The organism is uncultured Capnocytophaga sp. (genome assembly GCF_963525585.1).
GTDB lineage: Bacteria > Bacteroidota > Bacteroidia > Flavobacteriales > Flavobacteriaceae > Capnocytophaga.
The window spans coordinates 1-13,288 of sequence record NZ_CAURLX010000050.1; the positions used below are offsets into that span (position 1 = coordinate 1).

The 13,288-nt window shown below is 37.2% G+C and carries 14 protein-coding genes; 9 read left to right on the plus strand and 5 right to left on the minus strand.

The genetic code is table 11. The features are described 5' to 3' along the window. Positions 1-316 precede the first annotated feature (316 nt). From RYK20_RS09675 to RYK20_RS09690, 4 genes are read right to left on the minus strand one after another with little or no spacing between them, the layout of a single operon-like run. Positions 317-928, minus strand: coding sequence for a ribonuclease H family protein (locus RYK20_RS09675; RefSeq protein ID WP_314895262.1), 612 nt, complete (start codon positions 926-928; stop codon positions 317-319). After that, entirely contained in the window at positions 929-1,591 is a 663-nt protein-coding gene (locus RYK20_RS09680) for an RNA methyltransferase (RefSeq protein WP_297981365.1), read from the minus strand. A gap of 51 nt (positions 1,592-1,642) precedes the next feature. After that, positions 1,643-2,764 (minus strand): heparan-alpha-glucosaminide N-acetyltransferase domain-containing protein, encoded by a 1,122-nt coding sequence (locus tag RYK20_RS09685; protein WP_314895263.1) that lies wholly within the window; start codon positions 2,762-2,764, stop codon positions 1,643-1,645. A 1-nt stretch (position 2,765) separates the two neighbouring features. Next, a complete protein-coding gene (locus RYK20_RS09690) occupies positions 2,766-3,407 on the minus strand; it encodes an MBL fold metallo-hydrolase (RefSeq protein ID WP_314895264.1) in 642 nt (213 codons plus the stop codon). Between the two features lie 85 nt (positions 3,408-3,492). On the opposite strand from RYK20_RS09690, the gene RYK20_RS09695 reads away from it, so the two are divergent. The 3 genes from RYK20_RS09695 to lpxK are packed head-to-tail and all read left to right on the plus strand — an operon-like array spanning position 3,493 to position 7,560. Further along, entirely contained in the window at positions 3,493-4,494 is a 1,002-nt protein-coding gene (locus tag RYK20_RS09695) for a BtrH N-terminal domain-containing protein (RefSeq protein ID WP_314895265.1), read from the plus strand. A gap of 20 nt (positions 4,495-4,514) precedes the next feature. Next, on the plus strand, positions 4,515-6,554 hold the full coding sequence (locus RYK20_RS09700) for a recombinase (protein ID WP_297981375.1): 2,040 nt from the start codon (positions 4,515-4,517) through the stop codon (positions 6,552-6,554). A 4-nt stretch (positions 6,555-6,558) separates the two neighbouring features. Beyond that, the gene (gene lpxK / locus RYK20_RS09705) at positions 6,559-7,560 is read left to right on the plus strand and encodes a tetraacyldisaccharide 4'-kinase (protein ID WP_314895266.1); all 1,002 of its coding nucleotides are present in this window, start codon (positions 6,559-6,561) and stop codon (positions 7,558-7,560) included. A gap of 2 nt (positions 7,561-7,562) precedes the next feature. Here lpxK and RYK20_RS09710 read toward each other — a convergent pair whose 3' ends face one another. Then, complete coding sequence (locus RYK20_RS09710; protein WP_314895267.1) at positions 7,563-8,807, minus strand: ABC transporter permease; 1,245 nt, start codon at positions 8,805-8,807, stop codon at positions 7,563-7,565. 514 nt (positions 8,808-9,321) lie between these two features. Here RYK20_RS09710 and RYK20_RS09715 point away from each other — a divergent pair. The 6 genes from RYK20_RS09715 to RYK20_RS09740 are packed head-to-tail and all read left to right on the plus strand — an operon-like array spanning position 9,322 to position 13,287. Then, entirely contained in the window at positions 9,322-9,954 is a 633-nt protein-coding gene (locus RYK20_RS09715; RefSeq protein WP_314895268.1) for a hypothetical protein, read from the plus strand. Between the two features lie 27 nt (positions 9,955-9,981). Beyond that, positions 9,982-10,803 (plus strand): hypothetical protein, encoded by an 822-nt coding sequence (locus RYK20_RS09720; protein ID WP_314895269.1) that lies wholly within the window; start codon positions 9,982-9,984, stop codon positions 10,801-10,803. A gap of 36 nt (positions 10,804-10,839) precedes the next feature. Continuing rightward, positions 10,840-11,259 (plus strand): VOC family protein, encoded by a 420-nt coding sequence (locus RYK20_RS09725; protein ID WP_314895270.1) that lies wholly within the window; start codon positions 10,840-10,842, stop codon positions 11,257-11,259. A gap of 6 nt (positions 11,260-11,265) precedes the next feature. Continuing rightward, complete coding sequence (locus RYK20_RS09730; RefSeq protein WP_314895271.1) at positions 11,266-11,715, plus strand: NTF2 fold immunity protein; 450 nt, start codon at positions 11,266-11,268, stop codon at positions 11,713-11,715. Positions 11,716-11,728: 13 nt separating this feature from the next. Beyond that, positions 11,729-12,790 (plus strand): PDDEXK nuclease domain-containing protein, encoded by a 1,062-nt coding sequence (locus tag RYK20_RS09735; protein ID WP_314895272.1) that lies wholly within the window; start codon positions 11,729-11,731, stop codon positions 12,788-12,790. Positions 12,791-12,804: 14 nt separating this feature from the next. Beyond that, on the plus strand, positions 12,805-13,287 hold the full coding sequence (locus tag RYK20_RS09740) for a hypothetical protein (RefSeq protein ID WP_314895273.1): 483 nt from the start codon (positions 12,805-12,807) through the stop codon (positions 13,285-13,287). The last annotated feature ends 1 nt before the right edge of the window (position 13,288 follow it).

A 13,288-nucleotide genomic window follows, 5' to 3' on the forward strand; every position in this document is an offset into this window, starting at 1 on the left:
TGCGGGTGCAAAGGTACAACCTTTTTTTCATTCTACCAAATGTTTTTAAAAAAAAATTTTCTTCTTTTTTTAAAGTCATTTAGTTTTCAAAGAACGCCCCTCTTATCGAAAGCGGGTGCAAAAGTACAACCTTTTTTTCATTCTACCAAATGTTTTTAAAAAAAATTTTTCAATCATCTGGCTTTTCAAAGAACCGCTCCCTTATCGAAAGCGGGTGCAAAAGTAATACCTTTTCCTCTTTCTACCAAATATTTTTACATTTTTTTTTCAATTATTTTGTAATTTGTTGATTTTCAGGATATTACAAACTCATTTATTACTTCTTATTTCCGTAATCTGCAGGTATTTCTCCCCAGAGATGAGTTTCCCATTTAAGAATAGGGTTGTTATACGTATGGGTTTGTAACCAATTTTCTGCTCGTTCTATGAGTTCAAATATTTTTTTATTATTTTCCTCTTGAGCTAATTTTGTCTTACACTTCTTCTGCTTTACCCAAGAAATGGCTATTTGGCTATCAGAATAAATAACTCTTGTATCCTTTGCTTTATATAATAGAGCCAATGCATGGACGATTGCTAGGAACTCTCCTATATTATTTGTTGCTGAAGGAAAAGGTCCTTGTGCAAATACAATTTCCTTGGTAGCGGCAATCACTCCTCTATAATACATCGTTCCAGGGTTCCCACTGCAAGCTGCATCTACCGCTATACTATTGTGGTCATAATCAGAAGACATTATAGGTTTATCTACTTTCTTTCCCCAATAGTGCTGATACCCTTCCCTAAAGGCTTTTTCAGCTAGTTCTTTACTAGGAAAAGATTTGTACTTAGCGGTAGGATAGCCTGATATATTTTTTTTACACTCTTCCCAAGAGGCATATACCCCTATATCATACCCTTCCCATACTACATAATATTTTTTTGCCATTTATTGTATAGAATAATACCTACTTAATATATCAGAGAGGCTACGTATGGAATTTTTCGTCCATTGTAAGCGTGTTTCTAGTTGTTCTTGTGCGGAGAGTTGCCATTGTAGGTCTGATTTTCTCAATTTTTGTGTCAGATATTGTAAAATAATAGCCACACTCACGGATATATTAAGGCTTTGTGTGAATCCTACCATAGGAATCGTTAATAATTCATCTGCATTGAGGAGTACTTCTTGAGAAAGACCTTTTCTTTCTGTTCCAAAGAAAAAAACACTTTTGTAATTTATATCAAAATCCTCCAAATAAGTAGCTTTTTCATCGGGAACTGTAGCCACTATTCTATATCCTTGCGCTTTAAGAGCCTCAAGAGAAGATGCCGTATCTGGATAACGATGAGTAGTTACCCATTTCTCTGCTCCCATAGCTATTTCAGCATCTAATCGCTTTCCATACTTTTCTTCTATTAAGTGAACCGTTTGTACCCCAAAAACTTCACAAGTACGTACGATAGCACTCGCGTTATGCATTTGAAAAACATCTTCAACTGCTACTGTGAAATGATTTGTTCTTAAGGAAATTTTCCTCTCAAAGAGCTGTTTTCTTTCCTCTGTGATAAAATCTTCCAAGTAAGTAAGTAGTTTTTGGTCTTGTTCTTCCATAATTCTGTTTATTTTATGCAAATATTGCCTTGAATAGTATTTTTATTGAGATTAATTGAAGAGATTTTTCCATTTTCGCTTCATTTTTTCTTCTATCAGAGCTATTTTATCGTCTATTCTCTCCTCATATCTCATATAAACAAATGTAATTAGGATTGTTACCAAAACAAAGAAGAAAGCTCCTATAGTTACTTCTATAGGATTGAGCTTATTATGAAAAAAACGATAGAGACCTAGCCCTGTAAAGCTTCCATAAAGAATAATATAATGTAAAATGTATATTGTAAGGGTTTTTTGCCCTGTTTTTTGTATATAAGGAGAGGTAATTATATTGCGAAGCAACATAAAAATAGCAAAAAACAATAATACATTTCCTACACGCTTAATCAGAAAGTCCTCCTTTGCTATCAGCCAAAGAGAGGGATAATTCGTAAGCTCAGCTATCTTTCCCAACCAATAAGGGGACAATAAGAATAAGCAACCCAAAGAAAGACAGCTTATAATAGCTTTAGGATATAAGTTTGGGTTATTTCTATTTTGGTAGAACAAATAGCCCATAAAGCCTCCTAAGGAGGTATAACCGAACCAAGGGAAAATTGTAAATATGGAACCATTTATTTTAGTAAAATAATTAGCTATCCATAAGGGTAGATAATCATATGAGAGTTCCCTATAGATAGGCTCAAAAATAAACAATACCAAAGTACTGAACAGGAGTATATAAGGTAGCCAATGTTTCTTTCGCTTATACGTAACTAAGTAAGCGACAATGAGAAAGAGCAAGGAGAGTCCTATACAATGAAGTACATCCACTTTTCTTACGTTCAAATCGGTATAGGGTGAGAAAAGGTTAAAAATATTAGCCCGAAGCAGATACCCCACTATCACAAGAGAAATTCCTCTATGGAGTCCTTTCTGTACACGTACGTGATTCCAGCCCATTTTCTCAGGATTCTGTTCTTTGATAAGCAGATATGTAAATATAAAACCCGAAACAGTGAAGAAAACAGGAGCCGTCATCCCTCGTATATAGAGCCAAGTAACAAATATGGGATAGTTTTCGTCTCGATATTCAGGAGCTAAGAGTCCATCTACAAAATGACCTTCGAGCATCATACAAATGGCAACTGCTCGAATTACATCAATAAATATAAGGCGCGAAGAGGATTTCATTCTATTGCTGTAGGAAAGGATTGAACTGCTTTTCTTCCCCTATTGTTGTAGGCTCTCCGTGACCGCTATATACAAGGGTCGTTTCTGGAAGTGTCAGTAGTTGCGTATATATACTATGAATAAGTTGGTCATAATCCCCTTTATAAAGATCTGTACGCCCTATACTCCTTCTAAAGAGAGCATCTCCAGAAAGAATCATATGCTGGGAGGGTATATAGAAAGCTAAGCTCCCTGGTGAATGTCCTGGAACATACCTAACCTCAACAGGAACCTCTGTCAATTGTAAAGAAGTCGTCTCATCTATTTCAATAATTTCTCCTTCAAAAGAAGGAAACTGGAAACCATACATACGTGCATGATCAATATTACGCTCCAGAACCTCTTTTTCTACTTTGTGCATATGTACAGGCAAAGAAAAAGTATCACAAGCCCACTGTAATCCAAAAACGTGATCAATATGAGCATGTGTAAGGATTATTTTTTCTAGAACAAGATGATTTTCTAGGATAAAATTCTTCAAATGAGACTCTTCTGTATGAGTAAAACACCCAGGGTCTATCAGCCAAGCAGTTTTATCTGGTGCATAGAGTACATAGGTATTCTCCTGAAATGGATTGAATGTAAATTGTTGTAAAGTAAGCATCTCGAAATAAAAAGATGGGGCAAAGGTACGAAAAAAAGTAATATATTAGGAATTATTTTGTATTTTTGCCCCCTATTATCAAGATATGCAATTAGAATTTGAACACAAGCAGTCCGCCCATTGTGAGAACGGTGTAGCCTCCAACCTATTGAATTACTATGGTTACCCCATCAGTGAGCCAATGGTCTTTGGCATTGGAGCAGGATTGTTGTTCTTTTATTTTCCTTGGATAAAAGTCAATCAGGCACCAGCCATCAGTTACCGAACAATGCCTGGGCATATTTTTTCTAACGTAGCTAAGCGGTTAGGATTTCGGGTGAAAAGACAGCATTTTTCCCAGCCTAATGAAGCCGAAAAAGCTCTCAATAAAATGCTTGAGCAGGGAAAACCAGTAGGCTTACAGGTAGGAGTGTATCAGCTCCCCTACTTCCCTGAACCTTATCGTTTTCATTTTAACGCTCATAACTTGGTGGTATATGGCAAGCAAGAGGGTAAGTATCTCATCAGTGACCCTGTAATTCCTCACGTAACTACACTTACCCCTGAAGAACTTGAAAAGGTTCGCTTTGCCAAAGGAGTTCTTGCTCCCAAAGGGCATATGTACTACCCTAGTCACCTACCAGAGTCTTTTTCTCTGGAAGGAGCTATCCGAAAAGGAATCAAACATACCTGTAATTGGATGCTCTCCCCTGTCCCTATTGTAGGGGTAAAAGCCATAGAAAAAGTAAGTAAGCATATCCTGCAATGGCATCAGAAATTAGGAAACAAAATGACCAATCATTATCTAGCTCAGATGGTACGTATGCAGGAGGAAATCGGGACTGGAGGAGGTGGATTTCGCTTCCTTTATGGGGCTTTCTTGCAAGAAGCTTCTGTTATTCTGAAGAATGATACCTTAAAAGAACTTTCTATAGAAATTACTGAAATTGGTGATTCCTGGCGTGATTTTGCCCTTGCTATCTCTCGTATTTATAAAAACCGAGACCAAGCTACTAGCGATTCCTACCAAAAACTCTCCGATGCTCTTTTCCAGATTGCACAACGGGAAAAAGCCTTTTTTAAGAAACTAAAAAAAACTATTCAATAATCCTTAAATACCAGAATATTATGTTCAAAACAAAAAAACAATATAGCATAAAAGAAATCTTTGAGACTCATACGGAAGGAGAGAGCCTTAAGCCAGATACAGGGCTTCATTTATTATATGACTTGGTTCGCTACTTCCGTCCTAAAAAAGTAGATAAAACCATCTCTCTTCTGGAGCTTATTGGTTACCTACAAGAATATCCCTCCCATTGTAACTTGCTTTCCGAATACTTGAAAAATCTGCTCTCTGGCAGACGATTTGGAAGAATGATTTCTGAGGTAGCAATCCTACAAGATGCAAGCTTCTCGTACGAACTAAGAAAACGTATATTATCAAAAATACTCCCCTTTCAACCTGAAAAAGATACCCTACAATACGTACTGAATCAGGTTTTTTATAAGCCTTCTGACTATATATGGATAAAGCGTATTGATAGGGAGGAATATCGCACTCTTTTTTCGTTATTAGGCTTCTTGGATATCTTTTCTGATCGGGGAGCACAACTCTCCTCACTGAACCAAGTCTGTGAAGCCATTGGGCTTATCACACAGCGCATGAGTGGGCGTTCTCTGGAATCGGATATTATCCATATGGTCCCTGAGTATAGTTACTTAGAGAGTCCTTTCCTGAGTTTTGAACATGAATTCGATGCAATTAGAGAGTCTATCCTTAAGGGAGAACCCCTCAAGGAAGAAGATTTGAACTACAAGCAATTAATGGTTCTTTATCACCAGTGTGAGAGCTTCGTACAACAAGCTTATAAGAATGCTTCTAAGTATGGGATTACCTTACGTGTGAACCAAGGATTGTTACGTATCCGCCAGCAACTCTCTAGAGTAAAGCTCCTGATAGACCTACTTGTAATTACTTCTGATCGAGATAAGGTAGACAATACCATCTGTATGGCTCTAAAACTGATCGAATATAACTGTTATAAGAACAATATTAGTTCTTTTATGAAGGAGAGTACCCAGTCAGTCGCTTATGAGATCACTCAGTTCAATGCCTCTACAGGTGAGAAATATATCACGGAAACCATAGGAGAATACTTCAAGATGTTCCGTGCTAGCCTTGGAGCAGGATTTATTGTGGGGTTTCTGTGCATTTTCAAAGCTTTGTTACACGAAGTAGATACAAGTGATTTTGGACACGCTTTCCTCTATAGTATGAACTATGCTTTAGGCTTTATTCTCATCTATCTTACGGGGTCTGCTTTGGCAACCAAGCAACCTTCCATGACGGCTACGACAGTAGCTCGGGTGGTAGAAGATGGGATGAAAAAGCAATGTAGGGAAGAAGAAAAACATACCGAATTTGCTGAGTTCTTTGCACGCCTATGGCGTTCTCAGTTTATTGCTTTTGTGGGGAATGTGATTATGGCTTTTGCGGTGGCTTTGCTACTGGTATGGGGAGCCGAGCAACTCTTAGGAATGCAAATTGTAGCTCATAGCTGGCAAAAACTTCTTAAGGATGCCAGTCCTATCCATTCAAAACTGATATTACACGCTGCCATCGCTGGAGTTTTCCTATTTATTTCAGGAATTATAGCAGGAAATGTATCCAATAGTAACAAACATTACCAAATTGCCTATCGTATAGAAGAACATCCTTTCCTAAAACAGCTATTAGGTAAGCATAGAACCCGAAAATTAGGACACTGGATAGAGCATAAGTACCCTGGAATTATCTCTAACTTCTGGTTTGGGGTGTTTATGGGAAGTACTTATTCTATTGGGCATTTCATTGGGCTTGATTTGGATATCAGGCATATTACTTTTGTCAGTGGAAATATTGCAATGGGGCTTTATGGAGCACATTTTCAACTGATTTGGAGTATGTGGGTATGGATTTTCTCTGGCTTGGTTATCGTTGGTTTTATCAATTTTATCGTCAGCTTTGGCCTTTCCATATGGTTAGCTTTTCGTTCTAGAAATATCCCTGATTCCGAGTTATTTTCACTTATCAAAGCCGTTTGGAGGCACTTTAAAAAAGCTCCTATGAGTTTTATTTTCCCTCCCAAACGTAGGAAAGAACTTCCTATTGAATCCTCTATTGAATAATTTTATGAAATATCTAAGATACCTACTTTTTCCTTTTGCTTTTCTCTATGGATTAGGCGTTCGCTTGCGTCATTGTTTATATAATCATCAGTGGTTCAAGTCCAAGCAATATCCTTTTCCTATTCTCTGTGTAGGTAACTTAGCTGTAGGAGGAACAGGGAAAACGCCTATGATTGAATACTTAGTACGCCTTATAGGAGAAAATAAGGTGGCTATTCTAAGTCGTGGCTATAAGCGGAAGACAAAAGGTTTTGTCCTTGCTGATGCATCTTCCTCTGTACGCACCTTAGGAGATGAACCTTTTCAGTACCACCAGAAATTCCCATTAGCAACTGTTGCTGTTAGTGAAAGCCGGCAATTAGGAATAGAAACTCTCCTACAATCCCCTCACTTTAAGGCTATTCTTCTAGATGATGCCTTCCAACATCGTAAAGTACGAGCACGGTTCAACCTTTTGCTTACAGCCTATCCTAACCGATATAGTAATGATTACCTGCTCCCTGTGGGAAGCCTACGCGATGTAAGAAGTCGCTCTCAAGAGGCACAAGCTATTATTGTTACCAAGTGTCCTACCCTTTCGGCTGAGGTGCAACAACAGATTATCAAGGAACTGAACCCCTCCCCCTTACAAAGAGTTTTTTTCACATCCATTAAGTATAGTAATAGTGTTCAGAATGAGAAAGAAAGTATCCCTCTAGAAGCTTTTCTGAAGAGCTATTTTACCTTAGTAACAGGAATCGCTAACCCCACTCCATTAGTAGAATTTTTGAAGAAAAAAGAAGCTTCTTTTAAACATTTAGCTTATAGTGACCATCATCATTTTTCTTCTAAAGAATTAGCCCTTTTAGAACAAAAAGGACGTATTCTTACCACTGAAAAAGATTTTGTACGCCTCAAGGGAGCTCTTCCTGAACTATACTACCTCCCTATAGAAACGTGCTTTTTAAACTCCAAAGACCAAGAAGCATTTGATAAGATGATCTTAAGTTGGATAGAGGGTAAATAAGGCTACCCTCTATTCTCATATCGCATAGCCGCTACTGGCTCTATCTTAGCTGCTTTTCGAGCTGGGAAAGTTCCTGCAAAAATACCTGAAAGTACCATAATAAAGACTGCCAAAGAGGCTATTCCCATATCTATTTCTGTGGTTTTGAGTAATCCTAATCCTCCTGAGGCTGATAAAACCATATTAATCAGCTTAAGTACCCCTACGCCCAAGAACATCCCTATTAATCCTGAAGCTAAAGTAATGATTAGTGCTTCCAAGAGCATCTGAGTAATGATATGACGGGGAGTTGCTCCTATAGCCATTCGCAAACCAAATTCGCTAGTACGCTCTTTAACTACTACAAATAGAATATTGGTCACACTCACCATCCCACTAATCAAAAAGCAAGTTCCTACAATCCAGATAAAAACACTGATACCCGTAAAGATACTATTGATACTGGAGAGTTGTTCCTCCAATGCCTGTACATAGATCGCATTAGGATCGTTTTCATCAAAGCGGAGGGTACGTCCCAAATAGTTGATTATTTTTTTCTTAAAATCTAAAACAGAGATCTGTGCATCATCACGCAAATAGAAGCCAAAGGAAGAAATATCGGGGGTATCTTGGATATTACGGGTAAAACTGGGATAGGGTACGAAGATTTCCGACTCTGCTTGCTGACTAATCATATCGTCATTTTTCATCACTCCTATTACGCGGTAATACACTCCCCCCACATTGATAAGTTTGTCCAAAGGATTGTCATCAAGGAATAGCTTAGTGGCCACTTTCTTTCCTATAATGGCTACATTGCGTGCTTTTTTGTCATCCATAAGGTTAAAAGGGCGGCTTCCCTCTATCATCTTATAACTGGAGAAAGACCAATAATCCTGGGTAATTCCTGTTACAGAGGTATAGTAATTTTTCTTTCCAAAAGTAGCATTTTTAGAAATAGTTGTTCGTGGAGAAAGTCCTTCTATCTCGGGGAACTTTCGCTTGATATCTTCTAAGAGGTATTTATTGAAGAAAATTTGTCGCCCCTCTTGCATATTCTTATATTTCATGGAGGTTTCTCCACTCCAAATAAATATTGATTTGGCAGCAAACCTCTTTAGTAGGTCTTGCACCCCATACTCTACCCCCTTCCCTACCCCTAAGAGCAGTACTAAGATAAAAATACCCCACATAATCCCAAAGCCGGACATAAAGGAACGGACTTTATTTTGCTGTATGGAATGAATAATTTCTCGCAATGTTTCCATAATGATTTTATGATTATATTAGGCAAAGGTACAATTTTTCTCCTAAAATATCTATATTATCTATGAAAATCTTTTAAAGAAAATTCCTAAGACCATCATAGCAATAACTATTTGAAAAACTTATTATTAGAAATTAAAAATCAAGAGAAAACTAAGAAATTATCTCCTGATAAAAAATTTAAATTATTTTTATGAGTAAAGTACTTGTTTTTTATGTTTTAAAGTTGTACTTTTGCATTCTAAAAGAAATCTACATTATCTTTATTTAAAAACTTCATTTTATTAATCAACATATTGATTATCAGTATATAAAACTTCTTTATTAACAATTCTATTTAATAGATTTCACTGTCTATCAAACAAAAATACCTTATTCCATATTATATACTACAAAAACGAATTATTACAGAATAATTCTCTACAAAAAATACTTGTTTTTAGAGATTTATTATTGAATTAGTCGTATCTTTGCCTCACAAAAATAAAGAAAAACCTTTTTAAATCACTAACAAATATGCTAAACCAAAAAATCCTAACCCGTATAAAAGCCCTAGGGGGCAATACCAGCCAAGTAAAAGGCACTTCCCTTGCCGATGACCTATTGGCTATTACTTTTGATACAGTACTCTATCCAAAGCCTCAGGACACTCCTTGGGCAAAGGCAGAAGATACCGAGCCTATCTATGGTATAGGCGCGTGGGTAGATACCCATAGGGAGCTCTACCAAACGGATAAAAAGGCTTTCTATGACCAGATGATTGCTGAGTTCTATCGACTTACGGAAGAACCTTATGGGCAACACTTTTGGACAGCCAGCCTCTTTACCCCCTTCAAAGAAGGTACCGATGACTATGAAGAATGGTATGACGATTTCTCCGATGAGGAATTTACAGACCTTACAGAAATTACAAAAGTTACAGGCGACAAGACACCTGATCTTATACAATTGTTCTATACCTCTGGCTATCCTGACCATATATACATAGCCCTGAGCGACCCCAATGTAGAAAACCCTACCCTCTTTGGGACTGACCACGAGGTGTTTTTCAATGAAATAGATAATATGGGAACTTTGGAAGACTATCTCAATACCCTAATGACCCCTGAGGAGCTTATAGAGATAGTAGAAAAAGCATTGACTAAATAGCCTTTATTTTTAGTTAAAAACTAATATATGAATTGGGAAAACATCTGTAAAAAAGACCAATTAGATAGTAATTTTTTAAAAGAATTCACTCCTAAAGGAAATGTAATGCTGATGCAAGAGGATGAGTTTGCCACCACTCAAGAATGCTTATCAGCTTATTCCTTAGGTGCCGAACTTTTACCAATTTTCACCAATAACGAAAGTGACTTTGTAGGAGTATATACCATGGGATTGCTAAAAGGGAAAGTAGCCTTAGTCATACACGATGCTTTGGATTTCACCCCTGCTTTTAGCAGCATTCAAAGCTTTTTAAAAGTCATTGAACAATATAACTTTGATGATTGGTACAATATTCCCAAAACTGAATGTGATTATCCTATTAAAGAAGAAAACCAAGCCGAACCCAATCTTCTAAAAGAATGTTGGAAGCAGATTGAAGCTAATCAGTTCTCTTCCTCCGAAGAGAAAATCCTTATCTGCAAAATGGCTATTTCACTAACTCCACCCTCTCAGTTGGATAAGCTATTGGTGTTTCTAAAAAGTCCTTTTACAGATAAGCCCGAACATCGTGAAATAGTAGAATGGGCAATGTACTGTCTCGGAGTGACTCATCAATACATCCCTGCCAAAGACCCCATAACCAACCTAATAACTACCAAGCCTTATAAGCATTATCCCTATAAAGCCCAATTGTACAAAGGAGCCTTTACCAAAAAAAGTAATATTTTTGTAGAGGGAATAATGAAAATACTCTTTTTCCCTATATTTCTGATTAGCTTTATTGTTATGATAATTGGTATTGCATTTGCCCAGTTATTTAGCCTTTTCAAAAAGAAAAACAACTCATAATGAACTTATCAAAATAGTAAAGAAAGCATTGACCAAATGAGACAGAAATTTACACTTATCACTTTAGGTGTCCGCGACTTTAAGAAAGCTCTTGCCTTTTATGAGAACTTAGGCTGGCAGAAGTCGGACAAAAGTATGGAGGAGTATGCTCTTTTCCCTTTGGGAGGAATTGTATTAGGTCTATATCCTTTACAAGAACTCTCCGAAGACACTACGCTACCTTATCAGTCAAGTACATTTGCAGGAATAACGATTAGTTATAATGCTAAATCAGAAACAGAAGTAGATGCTGTTTTATCCAAAGTTAGTGAATTAGGAGCTACTATTGTCAAGCCAGCTCAAAAAGTATTTTGGGGTGGATATAGTGGTTATTTCAAGGACTTGGACGGCTACCTCTTTGAAGTTGCTTATAATCCTTTTTGGGAGTTTGACGAAAATGACAATTTAAAATTATAATTCAAAATGACAGAAACAGAACAAACCCTACGCCAGCGTTTCACTGCTTTCTTGCAAGCGATGTACGACTGGGAAACAGAAGCCAACAGAGTTGAAGAAGAAGAAGTGGAGAAAAAGAAAACCCTATCTTGGGAAGACTTTTGCAACAAGCAAACTGAACTGCGCATCCCTATTTATAAGGAATACATCACTGAACGCGAACGCAAAAACGGAGGTGCTCAGTACACCAGTCACTGCTTTCCTCCTAACTATGATCCTTCTAAAGAAAGCATTACCGAAGTACAAATCACTGGTAAAAAAGCCTCTATATTTACCGATAGAGAGTATGCAAGAATGAATTACAAGCGCGAGTACAAATACAAACTCATAGAGGATCGCTGGCTATTAGACACTATCAAAGAACAGTATTTACCTGAAAACAGAGACCCTGAAAAATGGAAGAGTGTGATTTTATAAAAACAAAACTACAATGAAAGAAACCCCAACTTTTACTTTTGGAGCACAAAACCTCCCCCATAAAGAATACCACCAATGGCTGATAGAAATCAAACAACGATTTCAGCAATCGCAAATCAAAACAGCCATAAAGGTGAATACTGCCCTTTTAGAATTCTATTGGAGCTTGGGTAGTGATATAGTAAAAATGCAAACCGAAAAGGCTTGGGGTAGTGGCTTTATCAACCAACTAAGTTTGGATCTAAGAGAAGCCTTCCCTGAAGCTACTGGTTTTTCAACTACTAATATCAAATATATAAGAAGGTGGTATTTGTTTTATTATCAAGAGCTTACAAAAAGTCACCAAGTTGGTGACCTTTTAGAGATGCCTAAAGATTTTGGTTTAATCCCCTGGAGACATCACATCGAAATCATATATAAATGCAAATCTATTTCTGAGGCTCTATTCTATATCAAGCAGACGATCAGTCATAATTGGAGCAGGGTACAATTAGTGCATACTATTGAGAGTAACCTCTTTGAGCGACAAGGAAAAGCTATTAGTAATTTTGATACTCAATTGCCTATCCCTCAAGCTAATTTAGCTACCGAACTCCTCAAAGACCCTTATAATTTCGACTTTCTTTCCCTTGGTAAAGACTATACCGAACGAGAACTCGAAGAGGCTTTGATGCAAAATATTACCCGCTTTTTATTGGAATTAGGACAAGGTTTCGCCTTTGTAGGGAGACAAATGGAATTGCGTATGTCTGAAGGACAGAGCTTTTTCCCCGACCTCATTTTTTACCATATCCCAATGAAATGCTATGTTGTCGTAGAACTTAAAGTCACGCTTTTCATCCCTGAATACATCGGAAAATTAAATTTCTATGTAACTGCCGTTGATAAACTCTTGCGCGGAGAAGGCGACAATCCTACCATTGGGTTACTTATCTGTAAAGATAAAGACGAATTACTAGTAGAATGGTCACTCACCGATGTAAACAAACCTTTAGGCATTGCCTCTTATCAGCTCAAAGAAATCATCGATAACACTATCGCTGAATTTGAAAAAAACAAACTTAAAACCTTGTAAACCAATTACAGAAAATGAACACATCAAATTATAACACCAAGTTTGGCGCCCTCACTTTCTCACAAAAAGTGGGAGGCGAGTATTTTTGGGAAGCTTCATATCAGTGGAAAAGTGATTTCTATAAAGAAACTTTACAGCTGCCTTTTTCTGTATTTAGCAATAGTGAAACCATCACACCTGATACTATTGCTTTTATTGAACAGATCCTTACCAGTGCAGATAAGTTGGTTGCCAAAGCACTTTCTTATTTTCAAGAACAACTGCTAATAAGCTCTAATGGCTTTCATCTTTCAGAAGAAGAAAAACAATTGCTCAGCGTTCCCTTGCAGGAAGTCCCTTTTGAAAGTCCGCAGTTCCTGTTTTATGACAACAAAGAATGGATATTGCATTTTGCCGGAGGAGGTTTCAGCTTTTGCGAACCTTATGGCGTTTCTTTTCATTTTAAAGACGAAGAACCTATCCTAATAGAAAACTTAGAAGACGCTGAAGAAATATAAT

Coding starts and splice junctions, on each gene's coding strand:
- RYK20_RS09680 (WP_297981365.1), bottom strand. CDS start 1,591: ATGGAAGAACAAGACCAAAAACTACTTACTTACTTGGAAGATTTTATC.
- lpxK (WP_314895266.1), top strand. CDS start 6,559: ATGAAATATCTAAGATACCTACTTTTTCCTTTTGCTTTTCTCTATGGA.
- RYK20_RS09740 (WP_314895273.1), top strand. CDS start 12,805: ATGAACACATCAAATTATAACACCAAGTTTGGCGCCCTCACTTTCTCA.
- RYK20_RS09725 (WP_314895270.1), top strand. CDS start 10,840: ATGAGACAGAAATTTACACTTATCACTTTAGGTGTCCGCGACTTTAAG.
- RYK20_RS09715 (WP_314895268.1), top strand. CDS start 9,322: ATGCTAAACCAAAAAATCCTAACCCGTATAAAAGCCCTAGGGGGCAAT.
- RYK20_RS09685 (WP_314895263.1), bottom strand. CDS start 2,764: ATGAAATCCTCTTCGCGCCTTATATTTATTGATGTAATTCGAGCAGTT.
- RYK20_RS09690 (WP_314895264.1), bottom strand. CDS start 3,407: ATGCTTACTTTACAACAATTTACATTCAATCCATTTCAGGAGAATACC.
- RYK20_RS09700 (WP_297981375.1), top strand. CDS start 4,515: ATGTTCAAAACAAAAAAACAATATAGCATAAAAGAAATCTTTGAGACT.
- RYK20_RS09710 (WP_314895267.1), bottom strand. CDS start 8,807: ATGGAAACATTGCGAGAAATTATTCATTCCATACAGCAAAATAAAGTC.
- RYK20_RS09735 (WP_314895272.1), top strand. CDS start 11,729: ATGAAAGAAACCCCAACTTTTACTTTTGGAGCACAAAACCTCCCCCAT.
- RYK20_RS09675 (WP_314895262.1), bottom strand. CDS start 928: ATGGCAAAAAAATATTATGTAGTATGGGAAGGGTATGATATAGGGGTA.
- RYK20_RS09730 (WP_314895271.1), top strand. CDS start 11,266: ATGACAGAAACAGAACAAACCCTACGCCAGCGTTTCACTGCTTTCTTG.
- RYK20_RS09695 (WP_314895265.1), top strand. CDS start 3,493: ATGCAATTAGAATTTGAACACAAGCAGTCCGCCCATTGTGAGAACGGT.
- RYK20_RS09720 (WP_314895269.1), top strand. CDS start 9,982: ATGAATTGGGAAAACATCTGTAAAAAAGACCAATTAGATAGTAATTTT.